23 protein-coding genes and 1 pseudogene are annotated in these 23,526 nt (G+C 61.0%); 8 read left to right on the top strand and 16 right to left on the bottom strand.

The genetic code is table 11. From position 1 onward, the window contains the following. The first annotated feature begins 67 nt into the window (after window positions 1-67). The 3 genes from RHEC894_RS31705 to RHEC894_RS31715 all read left to right on the top strand — a co-directional run bounded on the left by RHEC894_RS31705 (window position 68) and on the right by RHEC894_RS31715 (window position 4,264). Window positions 68-1,402 carry an aspartate aminotransferase family protein gene (locus RHEC894_RS31705; protein WP_085740559.1) on the top strand — a complete coding sequence of 445 codons (1,335 nt, stop codon included), beginning with the start codon at window positions 68-70 and terminating at the stop codon, window positions 1,400-1,402. Window positions 1,403-1,596: 194 nt separating this feature from the next. Then, window positions 1,597-2,280 (top strand): LuxR C-terminal-related transcriptional regulator, encoded by a 684-nt coding sequence (locus RHEC894_RS31710; RefSeq protein ID WP_245339588.1) that lies wholly within the window; start codon window positions 1,597-1,599, stop codon window positions 2,278-2,280. 301 nt (window positions 2,281-2,581) lie between these two features. Continuing rightward, window positions 2,582-4,264, top strand: coding sequence for a globin-coupled sensor protein (locus RHEC894_RS31715; RefSeq protein ID WP_085740561.1), 1,683 nt, complete (start codon window positions 2,582-2,584; stop codon window positions 4,262-4,264). 133 nt (window positions 4,265-4,397) lie between these two features. On the opposite strand, the gene RHEC894_RS31720 is transcribed toward RHEC894_RS31715, so the two are convergent. The 3 genes from RHEC894_RS31720 to alr all read right to left on the bottom strand — a co-directional run bounded on the left by RHEC894_RS31720 (window position 4,398) and on the right by alr (window position 7,943). Continuing rightward, window positions 4,398-5,417, bottom strand: coding sequence for an AraC family transcriptional regulator (locus RHEC894_RS31720; RefSeq protein WP_085740562.1), 1,020 nt, complete (start codon window positions 5,415-5,417; stop codon window positions 4,398-4,400). A gap of 78 nt (window positions 5,418-5,495) precedes the next feature. After that, the gene (locus RHEC894_RS31725; RefSeq protein ID WP_085740563.1) at window positions 5,496-6,782 is read right to left on the bottom strand and encodes a D-amino acid dehydrogenase; all 1,287 of its coding nucleotides are present in this window, start codon (window positions 6,780-6,782) and stop codon (window positions 5,496-5,498) included. Window positions 6,783-6,809: 27 nt separating this feature from the next. Further along, on the bottom strand, window positions 6,810-7,943 hold the full coding sequence (gene alr / locus RHEC894_RS31730; protein WP_085740564.1) for an alanine racemase: 1,134 nt from the start codon (window positions 7,941-7,943) through the stop codon (window positions 6,810-6,812). A 127-nt stretch (window positions 7,944-8,070) separates the two neighbouring features. On the opposite strand from alr, the gene RHEC894_RS31735 reads away from it, so the two are divergent. After that, window positions 8,071-8,535 carry an Lrp/AsnC family transcriptional regulator gene (locus RHEC894_RS31735; protein WP_085740565.1) on the top strand — a complete coding sequence of 155 codons (465 nt, stop codon included), beginning with the start codon at window positions 8,071-8,073 and terminating at the stop codon, window positions 8,533-8,535. Between the two features lie 48 nt (window positions 8,536-8,583). Here RHEC894_RS31735 and RHEC894_RS33720 read toward each other — a convergent pair. The 3 genes and pseudogenes from RHEC894_RS33720 to RHEC894_RS31750 all read right to left on the bottom strand — a co-directional run. Next, window positions 8,584-8,739 (bottom strand): annotated as a pseudogene (locus RHEC894_RS33720) (CopG family transcriptional regulator); the annotation flags it as partial. A 42-nt stretch (window positions 8,740-8,781) separates the two neighbouring features. Next, window positions 8,782-9,507, bottom strand: coding sequence for a LuxR family transcriptional regulator (locus tag RHEC894_RS31745; RefSeq protein WP_085740566.1), 726 nt, complete (start codon window positions 9,505-9,507; stop codon window positions 8,782-8,784). 203 nt (window positions 9,508-9,710) lie between these two features. Beyond that, window positions 9,711-10,364: an acyl-homoserine-lactone synthase gene (locus RHEC894_RS31750; protein WP_085740567.1), complete on the bottom strand. Its 654-nt coding sequence runs from the start codon at window positions 10,362-10,364 to the stop codon at window positions 9,711-9,713. Window positions 10,365-10,542: 178 nt separating this feature from the next. Here RHEC894_RS31750 and RHEC894_RS31755 point away from each other — a divergent pair, with 178 nt between their 5' ends. From RHEC894_RS31755 to RHEC894_RS31770, 4 genes are all read left to right on the top strand, one after another. Continuing rightward, a complete protein-coding gene (locus RHEC894_RS31755) occupies window positions 10,543-10,887 on the top strand; it encodes a helix-turn-helix domain-containing protein (RefSeq protein ID WP_010066694.1) in 345 nt (114 codons plus the stop codon). Between the two features lie 178 nt (window positions 10,888-11,065). Next, the gene (locus tag RHEC894_RS31760) at window positions 11,066-11,737 is read left to right on the top strand and encodes a hypothetical protein (protein ID WP_085740568.1); all 672 of its coding nucleotides are present in this window, start codon (window positions 11,066-11,068) and stop codon (window positions 11,735-11,737) included. 122 nt (window positions 11,738-11,859) lie between these two features. After that, complete coding sequence (locus RHEC894_RS31765) at window positions 11,860-12,576, top strand: hypothetical protein (RefSeq protein WP_085740569.1); 717 nt, start codon at window positions 11,860-11,862, stop codon at window positions 12,574-12,576. Window positions 12,577-12,646: 70 nt separating this feature from the next. After that, entirely contained in the window at window positions 12,647-13,048 is a 402-nt protein-coding gene (locus RHEC894_RS31770) for a hypothetical protein (protein ID WP_085740570.1), read from the top strand. Between the two features lie 128 nt (window positions 13,049-13,176). On the opposite strand, the gene RHEC894_RS31775 is transcribed toward RHEC894_RS31770, so the two are convergent. The 10 genes from RHEC894_RS31775 to RHEC894_RS31820 all read right to left on the bottom strand — a co-directional run bounded on the left by RHEC894_RS31775 (window position 13,177) and on the right by RHEC894_RS31820 (window position 23,504). Beyond that, window positions 13,177-14,523, bottom strand: a complete 1,347-nt coding sequence (locus RHEC894_RS31775; protein WP_085740571.1) for an FAD-binding oxidoreductase — start codon at window positions 14,521-14,523, stop codon at window positions 13,177-13,179. Between the two features lie 2 nt (window positions 14,524-14,525). Beyond that, window positions 14,526-15,413, bottom strand: coding sequence for a dihydrodipicolinate synthase family protein (locus RHEC894_RS31780; protein ID WP_010067952.1), 888 nt, complete (start codon window positions 15,411-15,413; stop codon window positions 14,526-14,528). A 135-nt stretch (window positions 15,414-15,548) separates the two neighbouring features. After that, window positions 15,549-16,241, bottom strand: coding sequence for a GntR family transcriptional regulator (locus RHEC894_RS31785; RefSeq protein WP_085740572.1), 693 nt, complete (start codon window positions 16,239-16,241; stop codon window positions 15,549-15,551). A 218-nt stretch (window positions 16,242-16,459) separates the two neighbouring features. After that, complete coding sequence (locus RHEC894_RS31790; RefSeq protein ID WP_085740573.1) at window positions 16,460-17,494, bottom strand: L-idonate 5-dehydrogenase; 1,035 nt, start codon at window positions 17,492-17,494, stop codon at window positions 16,460-16,462. A gap of 10 nt (window positions 17,495-17,504) precedes the next feature. Continuing rightward, window positions 17,505-18,911, bottom strand: a complete 1,407-nt coding sequence (locus RHEC894_RS31795) for a TRAP transporter large permease (RefSeq protein WP_085740574.1) — start codon at window positions 18,909-18,911, stop codon at window positions 17,505-17,507. A 4-nt stretch (window positions 18,912-18,915) separates the two neighbouring features. Further along, a complete protein-coding gene (locus RHEC894_RS31800) occupies window positions 18,916-19,488 on the bottom strand; it encodes a TRAP transporter small permease (RefSeq protein WP_085740575.1) in 573 nt (190 codons plus the stop codon). Window positions 19,489-19,762: 274 nt separating this feature from the next. Further along, complete coding sequence (locus RHEC894_RS31805) at window positions 19,763-20,737, bottom strand: sialic acid TRAP transporter substrate-binding protein SiaP (protein ID WP_085740576.1); 975 nt, start codon at window positions 20,735-20,737, stop codon at window positions 19,763-19,765. Between the two features lie 23 nt (window positions 20,738-20,760). After that, window positions 20,761-21,519, bottom strand: a complete 759-nt coding sequence (locus RHEC894_RS31810) for a FadR/GntR family transcriptional regulator (RefSeq protein WP_085740577.1) — start codon at window positions 21,517-21,519, stop codon at window positions 20,761-20,763. Between the two features lie 369 nt (window positions 21,520-21,888). Further along, window positions 21,889-22,665 (bottom strand): molybdopterin-binding protein, encoded by a 777-nt coding sequence (locus tag RHEC894_RS31815; RefSeq protein ID WP_085740578.1) that lies wholly within the window; start codon window positions 22,663-22,665, stop codon window positions 21,889-21,891. Next, on the bottom strand, window positions 22,665-23,504 hold the full coding sequence (locus RHEC894_RS31820; protein ID WP_085740579.1) for a cytochrome b/b6 domain-containing protein: 840 nt from the start codon (window positions 23,502-23,504) through the stop codon (window positions 22,665-22,667). The genes RHEC894_RS31815 and RHEC894_RS31820 overlap by 1 nt, the downstream gene beginning before the upstream one ends. Window positions 23,505-23,526: the final 22 nt, after the last annotated feature.

The following is a 23,526-nucleotide window of genomic DNA, read 5'->3' on the forward strand; positions in this document are numbered from 1 at the left end:
CGGCAAAGAAAAGGACTTGTTTGACGAAGGGAAATTGTCATTCTCGCGCCAATCACAGGAGGCCAGGATGGACCAGATCAGTAAGACGAACGCGCCCGTACTCGATAATTTCTGGATGCCGTTCACGGCGAACCGGCAATTCAAGGCGACGCCGCGGCTTCTGGCAGCGGCAGACGGCATGTATTATACCGACGTCGATGGAAATCAGGTTCTTGACGGCACGGCCGGGCTCTGGTGCTGCAATGCCGGCCACGGCCGCAAGAAGATTTCCCAGGCCGTCGAGCGGCAGCTTGCGACGCTCGATTATGCCCCGACCTTCCAGATGGGTCATCCGATCGCCTTCGACTTTGCTGCGAAACTGGCCGCGAACGCGCCGGGCGGCGCCGAGGCCAAGCTCGACAGGGTGTTCTTCACCGGATCGGGTTCGGAATCGGTCGATACGGCGCTGAAGATCGCCATCGCTTACCAACGTGCGATCGGCCAGGGCACGCGCACCCGGATCATCGGGCGCGAGAAGGGATATCACGGCGTCGGCTTCGGCGGTATTTCCGTCGGCGGCCTCGTCAACAACCGCCGCGTCTTCCCGCAGATTCCGGCCGACCACATGCGCCACACGCTCGACGTCGAGCGCAATGCGTTTTCCAAGGGGCTTCCCGCCCACGGCCTGGAACTGGCCGATGATCTCGAGCGCCTGGTGCAGCTACACGGCGCCGAAACCATCGCAGCCGTCATCGTCGAGCCGATGTCGGGATCGGCCGGCGTGGTCCTGCCGCCGAAGGGCTATCTCGAGAAGCTGCGCGCCACCGCAGACAAATACGGGATCCTGCTGATATTCGACGAGGTCATCACCGGCTTCGGCCGTCTCGGCACGCCTTTCGCGGTGGATTATTTCGGCGTCGTGCCCGATCTCGTCACCACGGCGAAGGGCCTGACCAACGGTGCGATCCCCATGGGCGCGGTCTTTGCCAGCCGCAAGGTCTACGATGGCCTGATGGTCGGGCCTGACAATGCCATCGAGCTCTTCCACGGCTATACCTATTCCGGCCATCCTGTCGCCTGCGCCGCCGGCCTTGCCACTCTCGAAATCTATGAGGAAGAAGGCTTGCTGACCCGCGCAGCCGATCTGGCCGACCACTGGCAGGAAGGCCTTCATTCGCTGAAAGGCCTGCCGAATGTCGTCGACATCCGCAATCTCGGCCTGGTCGGTGCGGTCGAACTGTCGCCCCGTGCCGGTGCACCGGGAACCCGTGCCTACGACGTCTTCGTCGATTGCTTCAACAAGGGCCTGCTGATCCGCGTGACCGGCGATATCATCGCGCTTTCTCCGCCGCTCATCATCGAGAAAGGCGAGATCGACACGCTCGTCTCGACGCTCGGCGATGCGCTGAAGCGTGCGGCGTAAGCCGTCGACGGAATTCGACACGACGTCCTCGGGCGGTTGCATCCCGCCCGAGGAAGGAAAATAGCGCCCCTGCAAGTGCCAAGACGAGAAGTAAACATATTATTAACTCTCAAGCCCCAAAGTCGGGTTAATCGTTAACCAGCGAATCGGGGGACAAGATGGGGTGCGCCTCAATTGAAAGCCTTTGCCATTTCGTGGATCTTCGCGAAGTTCCCGCCCACCGACAGTTGCGCAACAGCGACCTGCTGGAACAACTGAGGAAGGCCGTCGATTTCCGCTACATCGCCGTCGGCGGGCTGGATCTGGAAGGATATCAGATCGGGAGGGGCCGCTCCATCGATACCGATATGCCTCCCGCCTACGTCGATACCTATTTTGGAGAAAAGCTCGGCTTGTCCGATCCCCTCGTCGTTCAGTCGCTCAAACGAACCGCGCCGCTGACGGAGGAAGAAGCCTTCGACATTCTGCCCCCGTCCCAACGCCTCCAATATTTGCTGCGATCCTATGAGATCGGGCGGCGGATACAGATTCCACTCTCAAGGAACGGCATCGTCTATGGAGGGGTCTGCTTCACGCGGGAAAGGCCGTTCACTGCAAGCGAACAGGAGTTGCTTGTCTTCTTTTCCGAGCCGCTGCATCGGGCGATCACCAAGCCGCTGATGGACCGTTTTGCAGCCGGCGTCCTTCGCCTGACCCGCGGCGAGCTTCGCTGCCTCGAACTGGCGGGCCAAGGGCTGACGAGCGAAGAAATTTCCGATGCGTCGGACTATCAGACGGAAACCATCAACAGCTATCTCAAGAGCGCGACGAAGAAGCTCGGGGCAGCCAATCGCGCCCATGCGATTGCCGAAGCAATCCGTCGGCAACTCATCAGCTGAACATCGAATCTTCCGAACCGAATACCCTCCAAGCGCAGCTCCCAACCCGGGAGCTGTCGCCGTTCAGGGGCAGATGAAATCAAATCTCTTGATCCAAAAATCGCATGACGTATCCGGACAACGAATAAATTGACAGAATCCATTTTCCCCGCCGGTTTGGTTAACTGGAAATAAACCAAATGCCCCAATTTTGGGGCCATCGATCAGGCGGGTGGACGCCATGTTCCGACATGACGGCGGGTTTCGATGTGATTGAGGCACGTGCCCAATTACGGTTTCAGCCCAGTCTTCGAGGTCGGGAATGTCGAGTCAGTTTCATATGCATGCCAGCGGCAATTCGGCCCATGGTCACAATAGCGGCGACGGACCGCACCACGCCAAGAGCAAAAGCCAGAATGTCGAACGCCGCCTCGACTTCATGCAGCTCGACCATCGTGGCCGTGCCGGCATCCGATCCTTAAAGACGCTGATCGAACGCGAACTGCCGCATGGCCTCGACAAGTTCTATGCGCAGCTCCGTAAGAGCCCGGAAGTCAGCCGCTTCTTCTCCACGGAGGAGAATATCGCCCGCGCCAAGGGTGCCCAGATGGGCCATTGGGCCAATATCGCCGACGGCAACTTCAACGAGGAATATGTCGGCAAGGTCAGGACGATCGGAACCGTCCACGCTCGCATCGGCCTGGAGCCGCAATGGTATATCGGCGGCTACGCGATCATTGTCGACCATCTGATCAACAGCGCCGTCGAGGAAATGGCCCCGAAGGGTGGAGTATTTTCGAAAAAAACGATGAAGCCGACCGAATTCGGCAACGCGCTGGCAAGCCTCGTCAAGGCCGTGATGCTGGACATGGATCTCGCCATCTCGGTCTATATCGACCAGGCCGAGATCGCCAAGCAGAAGGCCCAGGCAGATGCGATCGAGGCGGAACGGCAGCTCGTCTGCGGCACGTTCGGCAAGGCCATGGCAGCGATTGCCGCCAAGGATATCAGCTACCGGATCGACGACAACCTGCCTGCCGCCTACCACGCCTTGCGCGACGACTTCAACAATGCACTGGAACAGCTGGCGACGACCATAGAACAGATCAACGGGGCTGCTTCGCAGATCAATGCCGGGTCGCAAGAGATCCGGTCCGCAGCAGACGATCTTTCCAAGCGAACCGAGCAGCAGGCCGCCTCCATCGAGGAAACGGCCGCCGCGCTCGAGGAGATCACGACCACCGTCAAAGATTCCAGCCGGCGCGCGGAAGAGGCGGGCCAATTGGTTGCAAAGGCCCGCATCGGCGCTGAGAAATCGGGCCAGATCGTCCAGCAGGCCGTCGCCGCAATGGGAGCGATCGACAGCTCGTCACGTGAAATCTCCAACATCATCGGCGTCATCGATGAAATCGCCTTCCAGACCAACCTTCTCGCACTGAATGCCGGCGTCGAAGCGGCTCGGGCGGGAGAGGCCGGCAAGGGCTTTGCCGTCGTCGCCCAGGAGGTTCGCGAACTGGCGCAACGGTCCGCGAAGGCAGCAAAAGAGATCAAGGGGCTGATCAACAATTCCGGCGAACAGGTGAAGGCAGGCGTGTCCCTGGTTGGGCAAACCGGCGAAACGTTGACGGTGATCGTCGACGAGGTCCAGGAAATCGACCGCCACATCGGCGCCATCGTCAGGGCATCGAGCGAGCAGGCGACTGCGCTTCAGGAGGTCAACACGGCCGTCAATGCCATGGACCAGGCTACCCAGCAAAACGCCGCCATGGTCGAAGAATCCACCGCCGCCAGCCATTCCCTGGTTCAGGAAGTCGGCCGTATCGCTCAGATGCTCAGCGCGTTCAACATCGGCAAAGCCCGTGCATCCCGGCCACATGTCGCCGGGCGGACAAGCGGACACACGGCAGTTCCGTCTCCGGCGCGCGAATTGCGGGCAAAGCTGGGCGCGGCCTATCCAAGCCACGGCAATGCCGCTATCGCAGCAAGCGACTGGGAGGAATTCTGACGAGCCGCCGCGCCTGGCGGCTCCCCGGAATTCCGCTTTGTGACCACGGCCAGCCGCGAGCGAAGCGGCTGGTTATGCGACCGAGGCCGCTGCTCAATCTCAGATGCCGGAAAGCAGCCGAATGCCCGGGAGTTCAGCGCTTCAACGTCTGCGACGGCAGCTCACCGAAACGTTTCCTGTATTCGGCCGCAAGCCGCCCGAGGTGGACAAATCCCCATCTGAGCGCAATCTCGGCAATGCTTTGCTTCCCGTCGCATTCCAGCAGATCCTGACGCAAAGCCTGCATTCGGAGTTCATGCAGGTATGACATCGGGGTGGTATTCCTGAACTGCCGGAAACCCTGCTGCAGAGTTCGAACGCTGACCTCTGCTACGACAGCGATGTCGTCAAGAGAAAGCGGCTCGGCAATATGTTCCCGCATGTAGTCGATTGCCCGTTTCACATGGCGCGGGGCCGGAGCCGGAGCAGGGCGCGCCAGCTCCTCCGAATAGCGATGGGAACACGTCTCCAGAAGCAGGTAGACCGCCGCCTCGCAGAACGAGTTGACGGCGAGCGGCGAGCGCTGCAGCAGGCCGTCGCCGCTAAGGCCGCTGTGGAGGTTCGAGACGATCTGCTGCAAGACAAGCCCCGGACCTGATGTAAGATCGATATCGGGATGAATATCGATGCCACCGCTGATCGTCCGCTCGAACATATGCGTGAGGCGCCTGGCTATCATCGCTTGATCGATGAACATGCAGAGGTGACGACGGGGGCCGAAGATGCCGGTGTCCCTGGCATTGCCCGGCTCCAGGATCACACCCCGACCGGGCACCGAATAGATTGGCTCCCGTTTTCCGCCGAACGACATGTTGCCCTGCGTCGGCAGGAATATGCTCATCCTGTCGATGACCCCGTCCCGCTTGCCGACGATCGTGCCTTCATAGGAGCAATCGCCAACGCTGACATCTCCCACCGAGATGAAATTGCAGTGATATGCAATTGATGTATTGCGTTCTGCCGTCATCTTGATCGCGGCGTTCGGCGTCGACAATGCCTCCGAGAGCTCGTCCAGGTCCGTTCCGCTCCGCGCGGTTTCCCGAAACGCCATGCTCTGCAGAGCCGGCTGCCGGATGGAACTGCCTACGGTATGCCTATCGGAATGAACGGACATGCATGCCCTCGCAAGACGATCTACGCTAGGGATAGCCGATTTAAATAGTAATACAATTCCTTTTTGCTCTGTGCGCACTCAGCCGTAGCGGCTTACGGCAAGATCCTTGGCGTCGATTTCAGGCGAGCGGCCGCTGACGAGATCGCCTATCAGCCGTGCCGAACCGGTGCTCATGGTCCAGCCGAGCGTGCCATGACCGGTATTGAGGAAGAGGCCCTTGATCTTCGTCGGGCCGATGACCGGCGTACCGTCCGGCGTCATCGGGCGCAGGCCCGACCAGAAGGAAGCCTTGGAAACATCGCCGCCGGGGAAGAGATCGGTGACGGAATGCTCCAGCGTGCTGCGGCGGGCCAGGCCAAGATCGTTGGTATAGCCTGAAATTTCAGCCATGCCGCCGACGCGGATTCGATCGCCGAGCCGGGTGATCGCAATCTTGTAGGTTTCGTCCATGACGGTCGATTCCGGCGCGCGCGCGGCATCGGTGATCGGGATGGTGAGCGAATAGCCTTTGACCGGATAGACCGGCAGACGGATGCCGAGCGGGTTCAGCAGCAGCGGCGAATAGCTGCCGAGCGCGACCACCACCGCATCCGCGCTCATGCTCTCGTGGTCGCCGTCGCCATCGCGATCGCGATCGCGAGCGCGAGCGGTGACAACCCCGCGCACGCGGCCGGCCTCGACATCGAGCCGCTTGATCGTCGTGCCGTAGACGAAGCGGACACCGAGCGCTTCGGCCTTTGCAGCGAGAGCATTGGCGAACTTGAAGCAGTCGCCGGTTTCGTCCTTCGGCGTCAGCAGGCCGCCGACGATCTTCTCGCGCACATGCTTCAGCGCCGGTTCGACGCGAATGCAGCCGTCCCGGTCCAGCACCTCATAGGGGATGCCGTCGGCGGCGAGCGCCTTGACGTCCTTGGCCGAGGCATCGAGCTGCTGTTGCGTGCGGAACAGTTGCAGCGTTCCCTGCATGCGTTCGTCATAGGCGATGCCGGTTTCGGCGCGTAGCTCGGCGAGCGCGATGCGGCTGTAATCGGCAAGTCGCAGCATGCGGCTCTTGTTGATCGCGTAGCGCTCGGAGGTGCAGTTCGACAGCATCCTCGCCATCCAGGAGAGCATGGCCACATCGAATTTCGGGCGCAGGATGAGCGGCGCATGTTTCATGAACAGCCACTTCATGGCCTTCGCCGGAATGCCGGGTGCCGCCCAGGGCGAACAATAGCCGAAGGAGACTTCGCCGGCATTGGCAAAGCTCGTTTCCAGCGCCGGGCCGGGTTGACGGTCGACGACCGTGACCTCATGGCCTGCTTTGGCGAGTTGATAAGCGGAGGTGACGCCGAGGATGCCGGCGCCCAGAACGATGACTTTCATGATCTTCCCAATGATGGAGCCGCGGACTCAGCGATATTGCCTGTGATAACGATCGCCGAGACCGGTTAGGATTTCGTAAGATATGGTGTCGGCATCGCGGGCGATGTCCTCGAGCGTCTGATGCGGGCCGAGCACTTCGACAAGGCTGCCGAGCGTCAGCGTGTTTTCCGGCAGGACCGATATGTCGATGGTGATGCTGTCCATCGACACGCGCCCGACGATCGGCAGGCGGACGCCCCGGTAAAAGACGGCGCCGCGGTCGCCGAGGCTTCGCGGCAGGCCGTCGGCATAACCGGCGGCGATGGTGGCGAGCCGCATTTCCCTTTGGGCGACATACGCACCGCCATAACTGACCTTCGTACCCGATGGCACGGTCCGCGTCTGCACGACGGCGACGTTGAGGCTGACGACCGGCTCCATCGGGTTTTTCTCGCCGGCATTGGGCGCGCCGCCATAGAGCGCGATACCGGGCCGGGCGAGGACACCGTGATAGGCCCCACCGAGGAAAACGCCGCCGGAATTGGCAAAGGAAATATCGAGGCCCGGAAATTCCTCGGCGATGCCGGCCATCTCCGCCAGTTGCTCGCCGTTCTGCTTACCATCTCCCTCATCGGCCGAGGCCAGGTGGCTCATGATGAACAGGATCTCGACATTGCCGCCGTCGCGAAGGGCAGCCGCGAGCTCGGCCCTTTCCTCCGGGGGGAAACCGAGCCGCGACATGCCGGTGTCGAATTGCAGGACGGCAGGCAGGCAGCGCTTCAGTGCGCCCGCCGCTGCCGACCATTGCCGCCACTGGGCAAGCGAATTCAGAACCGGGACGACGCCCATCTCGGCGCAGGCAATTTCACTGCCCGGCTGCAAGCCGTTCAGCACGAAAATCTGGGCGTCCTGCGCAAGCGCCGGCCGGAGCCTGACGGCCTCGACGAACTGGGCGACGAAGAAATGCCTGCAGCCTTGACCATAAAGGGTTTTGGCCACCCGCTCGGCGCCGAGGCCATAGGCATCGGCCTTGACGACGGCGCCCGCGCGCACCGGCGCCAGCATCGACAGGAGCTTGCGGTAATTGCGGCCGAGAGCGGTAAGGTCGATCTTGAGATAGCCCGTGGCTCCCCGCATGATCGCGGCAGTGTGTGCGTGGGAAACCAGAAGATCACCGTCCATGTCCACTCCCTCTTATTGTTATGGGAGTCTATGAAATAATAGGCGAAATTGCCTGCAATTTTGTCGTTGATTATTGTATAATTTGCATATTATGCGCACGATCAGTGAAAATCTGGAATAATCAATCATGACCGCCCTAGACGCGACAGACCGCAACATCCTGAGGCTCCTGCGCCTCGACGCCCGCATGAGCAATGCCAAGCTCGCGGCCGAGGTCGTGCTCTCACCCTCGGCCTGCCTCAGGCGCATCAAAATCATGGAAAAGACGGGTGTGATCCGCGGCTATACCGCCCTTCTCGATACGAGCAATGCGGATGCGATGATCGCCGTGATCATCAACATCACCCTGGAACGGCAGACGGAGGATTATCTCGACCGCTTCGAGGCGGCGGTCCGCCGGCATCCCGAGATCCGCGAATGTTTTCTGATGACGGGCGGCTCCGATTACCTGCTGCGCGTGGAAGTCGCCAATGCGGGCGAATTCGAGCGGATCCACAAGGAGATCTTGTCTGCCCTGCCGGGCGTGCTGAGGATTCACTCCAGCTTCTCGATCCGCAACGTGCTGGCGACACGGACGAAAGGCAGGCGCTGAACCACGGTGCTCTCCCCGTGCTTCGCATTGCAGCCCCTCGGGAGAAGATTACTTGTGGCATTCGGGTCCGGGTAGCTCTTCGTCAGTTCCCCATGACAAAAACCACTTTTCAACCTCGTCGCCAGTCAGGTGCAGGCCGGTCGCCTGAAATTCGTCCCAGGCATTGAGGGTCTCCCGCCGCGGCGTCTCGCGCTTCTCCTCACGGCCCTTTCAGCTTCAGGCCGAAAAGGTCACGAACATTTCAAACTATATCAACTCAAGCGCGGTGGCCCTGGCGACCGCTTCGCTGGTCGTGGCGACGGTCAGCTTCCGGCGCGCCGAAGCGAGATAGAGCTGCACCGCGCTGACCGAAATGGACAGGCGGGCGCCGATCTGTTTTGCCATAAGGCCGTTCGCCGTCATACCAAGGCATTGGAGTTCGCGGCGCGACAATTGCGGAAAATCCGCACTCTTTCTCATGCCCGAAAGAACCATTGCCCTGTCATGGAGATGGTGGGCGAGAAACTGAAGATCGCGAATGCTGTCCATCCGGAACTGCCGCCAATAGGCATCGGGATGGTTTGATGTGACGGTAAACAGCGATCGCTCGCCTTGCGGTCCCCGCACCGGCAGGGTGATGCCTTGCCGGCCGACGCCGAAGGCCATCGCCTCTTTGAAGAAGATCTGCGCCCGGCCTGAATCCCATTTCGACGCGAACCATTCTACCGGCAGGAAACCGTGCCGGCCGAGGCGCACGATGGGATCGATGCTGAAATAGTCCCGTTCGCGATACTGCTTCACCCACTCGGGCGGATAGGTCAGCATCAGCAATGGATTGTCGGCGGAGGCCCCGGAAGAACGGGTCACATGCAGAACCATATGCGAGATCGCATAGATGTGGCGGACTTCATCGAGCGTTGCTTCCAGATCCTGCAATGTCGGCGATGCGGAAATCCGGTCCAGACTATAGAAAAAACGAGAACTGCTCAGCATGAGATGAACTCGAGGTTGCGCGTTTCTTTTGCTGCTCGCATCGGTATCATTTAGCGATTGCTGATAATAGTCCATACCCCCGTATGACGTGAAAAATGCGTTAAGACCCGGTGCCGCATATCCCACTGTGGGCGATGGTTCTCTCCATCTCCCGGGAACGGCGGATCGCTGCCGCGACAACGACCGCGCATGACGCCGCCCGTTCATCTGATTCCACCATGTCTTTCATCGACGGCAGCTCCTGAGGGATTGCCAGAGGCCTGCTCGATAAGCCGGGAGAGATTGGCGCGAAGCGTGCGGCAATTGTCCGCCGTCACCTCCCACAGGCCGACATACAGATTGCCGATTTCGGGGCGGGATCTGGCAAGCGCGGTCGGTCTCCAGCCGATCCTGCGATAGACGCCGATCATCGCGGCGTCGTAAACGCCGACGATACTCTCGATACCGGTATCGAGTGCGAGATCGCAAAGCCCAGAGAGAAGTTCCGTGGCGACCGCGCGCGACGAATTGTAATCCGCCTGTCCGGCCAGCGGATGAACGCAGAAGCGGGTGCATTCCCAAGTCGTCGGGCTGTCGATATCGATAGGCTCGTCGAAGAACCGGCAGAACTCGCTCTTGAGCATCGTCGCCCCGGTGGTCGGCAGCAGGCGCAGCGAACCTGTCAGCGCGCCGGAAGGCCATTGCGTCACGAGATAGACGGGATCTTCCGTTTCATCATATCGATCCCTTTCCCACTCATCCCTGACATCGACCTGCCATCCCAGACGATCGCGAAAAACGGCGGCGCGAGCCCGAAACATTTCGTCGAAAGCACACCGATCGGCCTCGAACATATCTTTGGTGAGTATCCGCAACATCTCCGTCCTCCTGATCGTCGAAGTTTCACAACGGGAGGCCGAGCCGCGACAATATGGATATTTCACCAGATTGACCGGCGCTTCGCTTTGCTTTTCATTTTCATAAGCGATTTCTGATATTGATCGGCCGAACGCTCTCCGTGGTCGCCAAATTCAAGAGAACATGGGGAGGATTCCAATGACGCACGACCTGGCACGCGGCAAACGCATTCGCGAGGCGATATCCCGCGGCAAGTTTCGGAAGGTTCACGCACTCGCGGCCGAACTGAACGTATCGGTCGCCGCCGTCTCCCGCTGGCAGAATGGCGGCCACACCTCGCTCGAAAGCGCCTGTGCGCTGGCGCACCTCCTGGATGTCTCCCTCGACTGGCTGCTGCTCGGACGAGGGACCATGGATTGGCATCGGAGCGACACGGTTTCCCCTACGGAATTGCAATTGGTTCAGGCATTGCGCGACCGGCCTGCGGCAGCCCGGTCCAATCTCATGGGATTGGTCGAATCCATCCCCCCGGAGCGTCTGTAACGCCAGGCGCAAATTTGTGCCGATTTTCAATCTGCGCTCAACACGTTTAAGTTGCCACAAGGCAGATGATAAACGATCTTTCTAGTCAGGGTTTCATCAATCGGCCGAATGGCTTAGCCGCCTGCCCTCGCCGCCGCCGAAACCCTTGTTTCACTCTCAACCGAGAAGGGTCGTAACCATGTCTACTCTGCTGACCATCAATGTGAAAAATTTCGAAGCTCAGACACAAGGCTTCTACTTCTTTCAGCAGCCCGCCGTTTATACCGGTGGCGGGCAAGTCTATTCGAACAGCCTTTTCTCGCAGTCGCTCGGCAATTACGACGGCACAGGTTCGATCCTGACCTTCCAGGTCAACCTGCAATATTATGCCGGTATCCAGCAGGCGAACACGCCCCCACAGATCGGCGCTTCTTCCGGCTACGCGTCAGCCAGCCGCGCCATCGATCTCGCTCCGAGTTCCGGCGGCAGCGGCAACCCGAACGACTGGACGACGGCGACCATCAATCCGCTCGGTCTTTCGGCACCTACCTATGGTGAGGGTGTGCAGCCCGGAGCCTTCCGCATCACCACGCCGGTCTTCAACTCGCCCCCCTATTTCAATGTGGGCTCGGCGGTCGCCGTCAATGGCGGCATCGTGCTCTCCAACTTCGTGCAGGCAAACCCGGCCAGCAACACCGATTGCCAGCCGATCCTGAAATATTATGTTCAGACCGGAGCCTATACACCGGGCACCGTCATGAATTTCACGCAATCGAGCGTGAACGCGGCGGTCGCCGATTTCACCGGCGGCTACACGGTCTGCAACATCACCTTGAACGGTAACGGCACCTGGAGCACGCAGCTCCAGTAAGCCTCGGCTGGCCTGCGGGTGAGGAACCGTCACGCTTCACCCGCATGCGCCGCCATCCGCGCGATTACCGCCGCCCGCCCAGGCAACCGATATGTCGGATCTCAGACGGGAGTGTCGTAGCCATGACCAGTTCGTCCTACCAGATTATCGTTCGGAACCTGTCGCAAACAACGCAATATTTTTATCTCTTCCAGAAGCAGGCCGCTTTCCCTTCGTTGCTCAGCCCCTCGGTTTTCAGCAGCAGCCTCGGCTGCCAGAGCGTCGGCAATTACGGAAATTCGGGAGCCCAGATCAATTTCGGTCTGGACAGGCAGATCTATGCAGGCGCCCTCAGCACGATGCAATCGGCGCCTTCCTCGCAGCTTATCGCGCTCATCGCGCTTGATGCCACCACGCGATCGATCGTCACCAGCACCACCGCGGCCCGCGCGATTACGCTCACCACCGCCGGCGGCGAGCCGAACAATTGCACGAGCTTGACGCTCGATCCGCTGGGGCTTTCCGCGCCCGCATACCAATCCGGGGTTCCGGTCGGCGCCTTTGCCATGAACGTGCCCACCTATACGCCCTTACCGGCTCCGGAACTTTATTGCGGCGTCGCCGCCCTGAACAACGACCAGGCAATCATCCTGTCGAGCTTCGTCGCTCCTGTCCCCAACGCCGTCATGAGCTGCATACCGCAGCAGATCTTTTTCGTGAAGGCGGGTTACCAGCCTGCAGGAACGGTTGTTCCCTATGACGAGAGCAACGCCGCCCTCTGCGATTTCACCACCGGCTACGGCACCTACACCGTGACTTACAACACCGACGGAACGTTTTCGGCGACAGGAGGACCATAGATCCAGAAATTCCATTCATCACCGACGATCGAGCAGACCATCAAACGCTTGAACCAAAAGGAGAACAGCAATGCTACGGAACATTTCGAAATTCGCCGGCCAAACGGTCTGCCGCGGCAAGATCGCCGCGCTCGCCATTGCCACCCTCTCTCTGCTGGCAACCGCGTTGCCCGCTACCGCGCAGCTCGCTTTTTCGCCCGATTGCCGGAACCATCAACCGATCGCCGTCGCGCCGCCGCAGGATGCGATCCTGTTCACCAAACAGCCGGCACCCCATCCAAATGGAACCGCCTCCGTATTTGCGATCAACAATTTGGACACCTATGTCATTCCGGCCGGATCCAACTCCTGCGTCGTCGCAGCCCCCCACGCCAATGACGATTATTGCTTCATTGCCCGCAACGACAACACGATCGACGGCGTCGGTTTCGCCGCCATTCGAAATCCGGGCGGCCTGACTGCCTGCCAGTAGGAGGCGAAGCTCCTCTCGCAAAACATGCCCCCTCCGTCTTGTCCGAAGGTTTAGGGCGGGAGGGGAAATGGCGCCGACCGGGCTGCCTCGATGACGCCGAAGACGCGCAGATCGGAGAATGCTCCTCGTCACTCGGATCCTGCGCGCCACTCGCGATAGGCGAGATGGGTTTTGGCTCCGATCGTCGTGAAGGGCTGCGGCGGCAATGCCGTCGGGGCAGCCAGGCGGGCATAGATGCGGCCGAGTTCGGAATCGTGTCCGAGCGCCAGTTCCGCCGCGGCGATCCCTGCCGCCGTCGAATTCGACGCTCCCAGGCCGTTGCAGCCGCATGCCGCGAAGACGCCATGTTCGATCTCGCCGAATGCCGGGACATGATTGCGTGTGAGCGCCATCGCGCCGGCCCAGCGATACTGCATCGCGACACCGCCAAGCGTCGGAAAGCGTTTGGAAAACTTGCCGTCGTGCAGATGGCCGGCCCGCCGGATCGCGCTATCGCTGACGGCGATGCTCGGATTGTAGCTGTAGCGAGAGCGCACCAGGATTCGGTCGCCGCCGCCCGTGGTGATGCGGCGGACGGTCGTTCCCATCGGCAAGGCTGGGGTGGCAGCCCATTTTCGTTCTCCGCCGAGGCGCGAAGGGTCGAACGCCTCGGTGAGGGAAGCGTAGGTAAAGACGTGGAGCAGACGGCCACGGAAAAAGCCGAAGCTCTCCGCATGCCCGTTATTCGCCATGATAATCTTTCCCGCCTGCACGGAGCCTTGCGGCGTCTTGACAAGCCAGCCCGTACCGAAGCGCTCGAACGAGAGTGCTGGCGTCCGCTCGTAAAGGGTGACCGGCTCTTTCAGGCAGTCGGCAACCCCGCGTATATAGGCCGCGGGCTGCACGATGATCGTGCCGGGCGTGAACAGACCGGAGGTGTAGACCGGCGATCCCGTCACCGCCTGGATCTCCCTGACGTCAAGGAGCCGATGGTCCTCGCCCATTTTCGTCAGCTGTGCCGCATAATCCTCGAGGTGCTTGTCGCCTTCCGCGCTGATAGCGACGCTGTATCGGCCACAGGGATCGAACACGTCCTTGCCCCAGCCGTTTTCGGCCGCCATCTCGCTCGCCAGAGCGATGGCGGAGCGCTGTATGAGCACGGACTGCCTGAACTTGGCTTCCGACTCTCCGCTGAAATCGTCGGAGGAGACCTCGTGGGGCAGGTCGATGATGAAGCCCGAATTCGCCCCCGCTGGCCCCTCGCCGACGACACCCGCTTCCAGCACGGCGACCTTGGCGGCCGGGTCGAGGCGCGATGTGCGCCGGGCCGCGGAAAGCCCCGCGAAACCGCCGCCGATGATGGCGACATCCGCAATGACCGGCCCGTTCAGCGAGGGCCGCGGCGTGCGCGGCTGAAGCGTGGCCACCCAGCCCGACACGCCTGCGCGTTTCGGAAGCCTGGATGCAACAAAGACGTTCTTTGCGGCCTGGGTCACAGTCAAATCGCCTCCCGCTCCATGAGTGCCTCGAGGGAACGGCGCAGGACGGGAAGCTTTTCCGGGGCGAGCGCGCGCAGCGGCTTGCGCGGAACGCCCGCACCGTAGCCGATGAGATCGGCGGCGGCGTAGACGGACTGCACGTAATCGCCTTCCCAGATCAGTCCCATCGACGGCTCCAGGATCTTCCAGAGCGCGCGCACCTCGTCCCACTTGCGCCCGGCGGCGGCCTCGACGAGGGCGACGCAGGTTTTCGGAGCGAAGTTCGCCCCACCCCAGATCAGGCCGTCGCATCCGGCATAGAGCGCATAGGGAACAAGCGGGTCGGCGCCGTTCATGACGAAGCGGCCGGTGCGGATAAGGGCTGCCTGCTTTGCAAGATCGCCGCCACTGTCCTTGACGGCGCAGAAGCCGGGGATTTCGCTCAGCTGTTCGAGAAGGTCGGGCGTGACGGCGACACCGACCGCCTGCGGGACGTTGTAGCCGATGACCGGAAGGCCTGCCGTTGCAACCTCGCTGTAAAAATCAATGATGCCCTGATCGTCGGTCGGCCCTTCGAAGAAGGGCGGAAGAACCATGACACCATCGGCGCCGGCATCGCGCGCGCGGGCGGTGCGCTCGACGACGTCCTCGACAAGCAGGGCGGACGTCTGAGCGATCACCTTCGCCCGTCCGTCGACCATCCGCGCTCCGCGCCGGATCAGTTCCTCGGATTCCTCCTTGGAAAGGTAGACGTGCATACCGGTGCCGGAGCTGAACAGAAAACTCCTGACGCCTGCAGCAAGGTAGCGCTCGACATTGGCTGCGAGCCTGTCGTAATCGATGCGTCCGACGGCGTCGAACGGCGTGGTGATGGCAAGATTCAGGCCTCGAAATGGGAAGTCAGACATTCGTTCTCTAGTCCCGCGTTAGGCTGCCCATGGGTGGAAATCCAATGGCTTGAGCCTGATGTATTCCTGTTTGTTTGAAAGTTCGCTCGCCGGCCTTTGCGGCTGCGATCCGATGTTTTCTTCAAAACACCGGCCCTAAGGGGTCGGCGTCTCCAGGCCCTCCGGGGCCGCGTACATGGCCATGTTTCGTCGTGAGAGCTCGATGTGAATCCGTGCCAGCTCTCCGGCTGCGTCGGGGTCCCGTTTCCCGATGGCCTCGATCATCTCGTCATGTTGTTGCGCGGCGAGCTCGAGTTCTTCCTGCATGCGAGGCGTATTCGGGTGCGTGTAGAAAACCTTGCCGATGCGCGCATGGTCAATCTGCAGCCGCCGCAAGCTCGGAACCAGATAGACATTATGCGCCATCTCGCCGATCTGGCGGTGGAACTGGTCGTTGTAGAAGACGCGCCCCTCGACATCGCAATTGTCGACCGCCTTTCGAAACGATTGCTGAACCTGCTTGAGTACGTCGAGCTGCCCACGCGTTGCGTTCTCGGCAGCCAGCTTGTTGGCTGTGATGTAGATCATCGGCGCAAGAAGAAAGAAGTCGCGAAGCGACTGGTAACTCATCGAACTCACGCGCGCAGCGCGGTTTGCTTCCAGCTCGATGTAGCCTTCGCCGGCCATCTGGCGCATCAGCTCGCGAACCGGCGGACGGGATAGTCCGAACTCTTCACTCAGCGCCACTTCATCCAACACCGCCCCGGGTGGCAGCTCCATCGTCAAGATGCGCCTGCGGAGCATGAGGCCAAGATTGCCTTTGCGGTCAGGGTTGATCTCGGCATCCATATCATTGCCTCCTACTTTTAGAAGACAATAAGTAGACATAAGATAGGCGTCAATACCTCTTTGGAATTAGAACCCGTCCCGTCGAGCCTATGTTGTGTGAAAGTGCTCTATCCGTACCGGCTGAATCGATTGCAGATGCCATGAACAGTCGCCGACACGGTGCGGCAACTCGGCTGCGAATGGCCGACCTTCCGCCGAACTCGTCGGAATTGCATGGCTTAAAAGATAAGCTGCACCTTGCAGGCGGCAGCGCGGTCGCCGGCGAGAATGAAAGCCGCGTCGGCTTGTTCGAGCGGCAGGCTGTGGCTGATGATCGGACGCACGTCGATCCTGCGGCTGGAAATCAGCTCCACGGCGGTGGCGAATTCCTCATGGAAGCGCTGCGTTCCGTGAATGTGGAGTTCCTTGCCGACAATGGCGTTGAGAGGGATCGGAATCTCGCCTGTGACGCCGACCTGCACGATCGTGCCGCACGGCCTGACGGCGGCGATCGCGCTGCGGATCGCCGGGACGGCGGCCGAGCATTCGAAGACGAGATCGAAATAACCCTTTCCCGCCTCGAACTCCGCAAGTGCTGCGCCATCCCGGGAAACATTGATCGTACGACCAGCACCCATCGCTTTGGCTCGGTCCAGCGCCGCATCCGCAAGATCGGTTACGACGATTTCGCTTGCGCCGTGATAACGGGCAACGGCAACCATCAAGGCCCCGATCGGGCCGGCCCCGGTGATGAGGACATGTTTGCCGGCAATATCTCCTGCGCGTGATGCAGCGTGCAGACAGACGGAGAGCGGCTCGCTGCAGGCCGCTTCCGCAGCCGTCGTTGCAGCTCCTGCCGCAAGGCACTGCCTGGCCGGCACCACCAGCCATTCCCGGAACATGCCCTGTTCATGCGGCAAGCGCATCGCACTGCCCATGAAACGCATTTCCAGGCAGTGGATCGGCATGTCCCTGCGGCAATATTCGCAGCGCCCGCAGGGCTGGCTGGGATTAACCGCCACCAGCGTGCCGGCCGCGAGATCAACACCCTCGCCGGCTTGGCTGACAATTCCCGATGCCTCATGGCCCGGGATGATCGGTTCGCGAACCCTCACCGGTCCGAAGCCGCCATCCTGATAATAATGCAGGTCGGAACCGCAGATGCCTGCGGCTGCCATTTTGAGCAACACCTCACCTGGACCGGGCGTCGCGACCACATCGGTTTCAACCCTGAGATCGCCCTTTTCGTAAAGCCGTGCCAGGCGTGTCTGCATGACCCCGCTCCTACCTCAGCAGCCCGAGCTGCTGCGGCAGCCAGAGCGATATGGCGGGCACGAAGGTGATCAGGATCAGCGCCAGGAAGAGCGGCACCAGCCAGGGCAGGATCGCCATGGTGGTGCGTTCGACCGAGAGTTTCGCCACCCGCGACAGCACGAAAAGCACCATGCCGAGCGGCGGATGCAACAGGCCGATCATCAGGTTCAGCGTCATGATGAGCCCGAACTGAACCGGATCGATTCCGAACCTGACGACGATCGGCAGCAGGATCGGCACGAGGATGGTGATGGCGGCGATCGTATCCAGGAAGCAGCCGACGAACAGCATCAGCAGGTTTACCAGGATGAGGAAAACCCATTTGTTGTCGGTGATCGACAGGATCGCATCGGACAGCAGCTGCGCCGCCTGGCTCACCGTCAACAGCCAGGCGAAGACCGATGCCGCCGTGACGATGAAGAGAACGGATGCCGTCGTCTCGATCGTATCGAAGCTTGCCTTGGCAAGCGTCGAGGGCGTCATCGTGCGGTAGCGCACCAGCCCCAGGAACAGCGACCAGAGAACGGCTGCGACGGCGGCCTCGGTCGGCGTGAACCAGCCCATCGTCATGCCGCCGATCAGGATGACGGGCGTCATCAGCGCCATGACGGCGGAGAAGCGGAAATACCAGTCGAGGGCAAGAAGCACGAGAAGGGCAATGCCAGCCGCAACATTCATCGATACACCAGCCTGCATCAGCAGATAGATCGCCAGCGGCACTGCCAGGACGACGACGATTTCCATTCCTGCCGACAGCAGCTGCCTGACATCGAACGGCGCGTCCGAACCCCAGCGCTTCCAATAGGCGAAGGCGGCGACGGTGATCATCATCAGAAGCGTCATGACGACGCCGGGCAGGATGCCGGCCATGAAAAGAGCGCCGATCGAGACATTCGCCATCATGCCATAGATGACGAAAGGCAGCGACGGCGGAAAGATCGGCCCGAGCGTTGCCGAAGCTGCCGTCACGCCGACCGCCGCCTCGACCGGATAGCCGTGATCCTTCATTGCCTTGATCTCGATCGTGCCGATGCCTGCCGCATCGGCAAGTGCGGTGCCGGACATGCCGGAGAAGATGACGGAGCCGATGATATTGACCTGCGCCAGCCCGCCCTTCATCCAGCCGACGAGCGCCACCGCGAAGGAATAGATGCGACCGGTGACGCCGGCCGAGTTCATCAGATTGCCGGCGAGGATGAAGAAGGGGACGGCCAGCAGCGGAAAGCTTTCGACACCGGCGATCATGCGCTGGGCGACGATGATGTCGGGGGCAACGCCGTAGAGGACGATGTAAAGCACCGAGGCGACGGCCATCGAGATGGCAACGGGCACACCCACCAGCATCAGGACCAGAAACGAACCAAGAAGCAGCAGCATCGGATTACTCCTCGACGGTCTGGAATTCTTCGGGGCGCTCCAGAACGGAGTAGCCGCGACGCATATTGGCGATGAAGACGATGACCGCGCGGATCAGCATCAGCACGAAAGCGACGAGAACGGCGTAGAAGACGACGTTGCGCGGCAGGTCGATGGTGACCATCTGCTCGTCGGCGACGATGTCGACATAGCGCCACATCAGATGGCAGCCATAGGCGAAGAAGCCGATGCGGACGATATCGACGAAAGTGGCGAGCACGCGCGCCAGGCTTGCAGGCATGTAGTGATAGAACACGTCCACCTGGATGTGCCGCGACGTGCGCACGCACATGACGGCGCCTAAGAAGACGACGCCGATCAGGCAGTTGATCGCGATCTCCTCGGTCCAGGCATAGCTGTCGTTCAGCACATAGCGCGTGAAGAACTGCAGGAAGACGCAACCGGCCATCAGCCAGAAGACGACCAGCGTGATCCAGTCTTCGACGGCGTAGTCCGAGACGTTTGCCGTCGGCGCGTGCCCTTCGAACTCGTGACCGATTTCCTCGGCGGTGATTGGCGTATGGATTTCTTGCGACATGATCGGCCTTGTTGCGGTTGGGGAAGATGGGCGGCGCTTATTCTTGCTCGGCGTCATCCTCGGCCTTGTGCCGAGGATCTGCTGCCCTATCGAATGGTGGCAGATGCCTGGGGCACAAGCCCGAGCATGACGAAGAGTATTTGGCGGCCCTTTCAGTTCGTCGACAAACCTCGTTCATTGCTCGGCGGCGCCTGCTCCTCATCCGGCTGCCGCCACCCTCTCCCCGCATGCGGGGAGAGGGCTAGGGCGAGGGGCATCTATTGCTGACGAGCTTTTACTGAATCGCGCGGATCGCCTCCCAATCGGTCTTCTCGTAGCCGAAGTCCTCGAACTTCACCTTTTCCATCACGTTCTTCTCGAAGTATGATTTGTCGACCTCGGCGACGTTGAGCCCCTTCTCCTTGAAGGTGGCGACGAGGCTGTTTTCCTTGCCGGCGATCGTCTTGGTCGTACGCTCGGCGGCCTCCTGCATAACCTCGCCGAAGATCTTCTTGTCCTCGTCGGACAGGTTCGCCCAGCGCGTCTTCGAGATCACGGTGTTCAAGTGATCGACGATGTGGCCGGTGAGAATGATGTTCTTCTGGACTTCGTAGAACTTCTTCGCCTCGATCGTCGTCAGCGGGTTCTCCTGCGCCTCGACGGTGCCGTTCTGAAGCGCGAGATAGACCTCGGCAAAGGCAATCGGCGTCGTGTTGGCGCCGCAGGCGCGCGGCATGGCGAGATAGGCCGGAACGTCGGGCACGCGGATCTTCAAGCCCTGCATGTCGGCGCATTTGGCGATCGGCTTGTTCGATGTCGTATGGCGCGTGCCGTAATAGCTGACGGCGGCGATGTGATTGCCGGTCTTGTCTTCATAACCTTTGGCGAGGCGCTTGAAGACGTCGCTCTTGGTATAGGCGATCAGGTGATCGGGACCGCGGAAAATATAGGGGAAATAGGTGACGCCGATCGGCTTGTAATCGCGCGCCGCAAAGCTCGATCCCGAGATGATGATATCAACGGTGCCGAGCTTGAGACCTTGGTTGATATCTGCTTCCTTGCCGAGCTGCGAGGCCGGATAGACCTCGATCTTGTAGCGCCCGTCGGTGCGCTTGGCGATCTCTTCGGCGGCCCAGACGGAATCCGTATGGAAGGGCTCGGACGTTTCATAGACATGCGCCCATTTCAGCACGGTCTGGGCTTGGGCAAGTGCCGTACTCGCCATGATCGCGGCTGCGGCGCAAAATATCGTTGCCAGTCTGCTCTTCATCGCTCTCTCCTCCTGAGCTCGAGTTAAGTCTTGTCCGTTGCTTTTGCTGGCCCCTTGTCGCGGCCGCGTTCCTCCTCTCCCGAAAACTCCTCCCCGAAGCTCTCGGAAAACCTCTTCTGCGATAGGGTGAGATGGGCGCGCATGGCCGCCTTTGCGCCGGCCGCATCGCCTGATGCAATCGCGTCGCGGATAGCCCGATGCTCCTCCAGGGCGCTGCGCCATGTCGTCGGCCCCTCGAAGTGGCTCGCGAGCCTTTCGAAATATGGGCTCATGCGCATGTCGAACATCTCGCCGGTCACGCGGATCAGCGTCGCATTGCCGACGATCGCGGCAATGCCGGTGTGAAAGGCGCGGTCGGCGGCGATGACCGCGCCCGCATCATTGACGCCGCCGCTCATGCGCACCAGCGCTTCGTCGAGGAGCGCGATATCTTCAGGCTTGGCGCGGGTCGCGGCTTCCTCGGCGATGGCGCATTCGATGACGGCGCGCGCCTGCAGGAGCTCGAAAGGCCCCTCCACCGGCTCACCTTCGCTTGCCGCGACGCTTGCGGCATGCCGGCGCACCACATAGATGCCGGAGCCCATGCGGATATTGACGAGGCCCTCGACCTCCAGGACGATCAGCGCCTCCCGCACCGTCGGACGCGACACCGACAGTTGCTCCGCGAGCTCACGTTCGGCGGGCAGCCTCTGGCCGACGGCAAGTTCGCCGCTTGATATCATCGATCGGATCTGATCCGCCACCTGCCGATAAAGGCGGCGGGATTCCACAGGCGAAAACATCGTGGCCTCCCCGGCGGCTTCTCCTCAAGCACGCATCTGGTCAACTGGCCTGACCAATTATCAATGCGTATCATCGCTTGGGTTGTGCGTCAATCCGTCGCATGAACTTTCCGCGGGCATTATTCACAATCTGAGCAACCGCTGGAACCTCCGCCATCCTCTCGGGTTTGGCCGACACCAGAAGCGTGACAATGAATTATCTCTGGCTTTTTGCCGTGGCGGGAGGCGTAGGCGCCAGAATGAGGTCGCGATTTTTGAAGCACGCAAATGCGCTCGGCCGTACCTCGAACCGGGGTGACTGAGTGAAGGCGCTCACCGCACGGTCGTGGAAGGTTTCCTCGGCCGTTTTTAAGCGTACGCATGGGGCCACTATATCCCCGCATACCATTCGTAGCCGCGATCCTCCCAGAAGCCGCCGTTGCCGCCGTAAAGCTGGCCGAGATCCGCCACCGCCTCGATGCGGGTCAGATATTTCGCCTGCTTGTAACCGAGCTGCCGCTCGACCCGGAGCCTCAGCGGCGCTCCATGCGCCACCTCCAGGTCGCGTCCGTTCATCGAATAAGCGAGGATCGTCTGGGGATGGAAGGCATCGACCAAGTCGAGGCTCTCATAATACCAGCCGCTGCCATCCAACGTCTTTTCGTATTCATCGGCGCAGTGAAACACGATGTAGCGCGCCTCAGCTTTCATGCCGACCGATTGCAGCAGAGCACCGAGCGGCACGCCCGCCCATTTGCCGATCGCGCTCCAGCCTTCGACGCAGTCATGGCGGGTGATCTGGGTGCGCGACGGCATCGCCTTCAACTGCGCGAGCGAAAATTGCGACGGCTTTTCGACGAGACCGCCGACATCCAGTCTCCAGGTCGAGAACTGCCGGCTCATCCAGTCGAGATATTGTGGGTTATCGGGCATGCTGGTGCCGTTGGAGCGAAAGACCGGCGACAGATCGGCCTCGCTGAATTCGCGGGCCAGCGCATCGTCGCCGAGCAGAAAGCGGCGCGTTTTCATGCTGAAGCCCTCGGCGATCTTCAGGACCGATTTCGTCCGGTCGTTTTCGACCAATGCGTCGCAGCCGCTCAGTCCGAGTGCGGAGGCGGTGAGCGTCGAGCCGATCAGGAAACGGCGGCGGGTGATCAGGCGGCTCATCATTCGTCTCCCTGTTCGATGGCGTAATAGCCGGTGATCATCGAGCGCAGATTGTTGAAGAGACCCGACAGGATCACCATGGCGACATGCACGACGACGAAGGCGACGAGCGAAAAGGCCGTGAGGAAATGCAGGGTGCGGGCCGACTGACGGCCGCCGAAGATATCGAGCAGCCAGGGCGCCACGGCATTGAAGCCCGGCGACATGGTCAGCCCTGTGGCAATCATCAACGGCAGCAACAGGAAGATCACGACGAGATAGGTCAGCTTCTGCAGCGTGTTGTAATGCCGTGCCTCGGCTCCCTTGGGAAAGCGCAGCCTGATATGGTTGACAACCTCATGGCCGAGATGGGCGAGCCTGAGTTCGTTGCCGGCCGGGGCGAGATCCCGGCGGAAATGCCGGCTGAACAGCCCGTAGCAGAAATAAACGAGGCCGTTGAAAACGAAGAGCCAGGCGAAGAAGAAATGCCAGCGCCTGCCGGTCGACAGATCCTGATAGCTGGGAACCGTGAGCCAGCTCGGAAAACCCCTTGCTGTCGCCTCGCCGTCGACGTTCGAGAGGCCGAGGAAACCTGTCGTATCGAAGGCGAGCGAACCAATATGCGTCACCCCCTTCACCCGATTGCCGTCTTCGACAGCCTCCATGGAAATGAAGGAAGGGTCGTTGTCGGCGCCGTACTGGCCCCAATAAAGTGCAGGATGCGCATTGAATATCTGCAGGCCGCTGAACAGCAGTACGGTCAGGCACAGCACGTTCAGCCAATGCGACAGGCGGACGGCAAGGCTGTGGCGGTAGACAAGCATGCGACCGGTTTTCGTGCCGGCATCGATCATCGCCATGATGGTTCTCCGGAGGAATGGA

The sequence above is a fragment of the Rhizobium sp. CIAT894 genome, assembly GCF_000172795.2.
Lineage (GTDB): Bacteria > Pseudomonadota > Alphaproteobacteria > Rhizobiales > Rhizobiaceae > Rhizobium.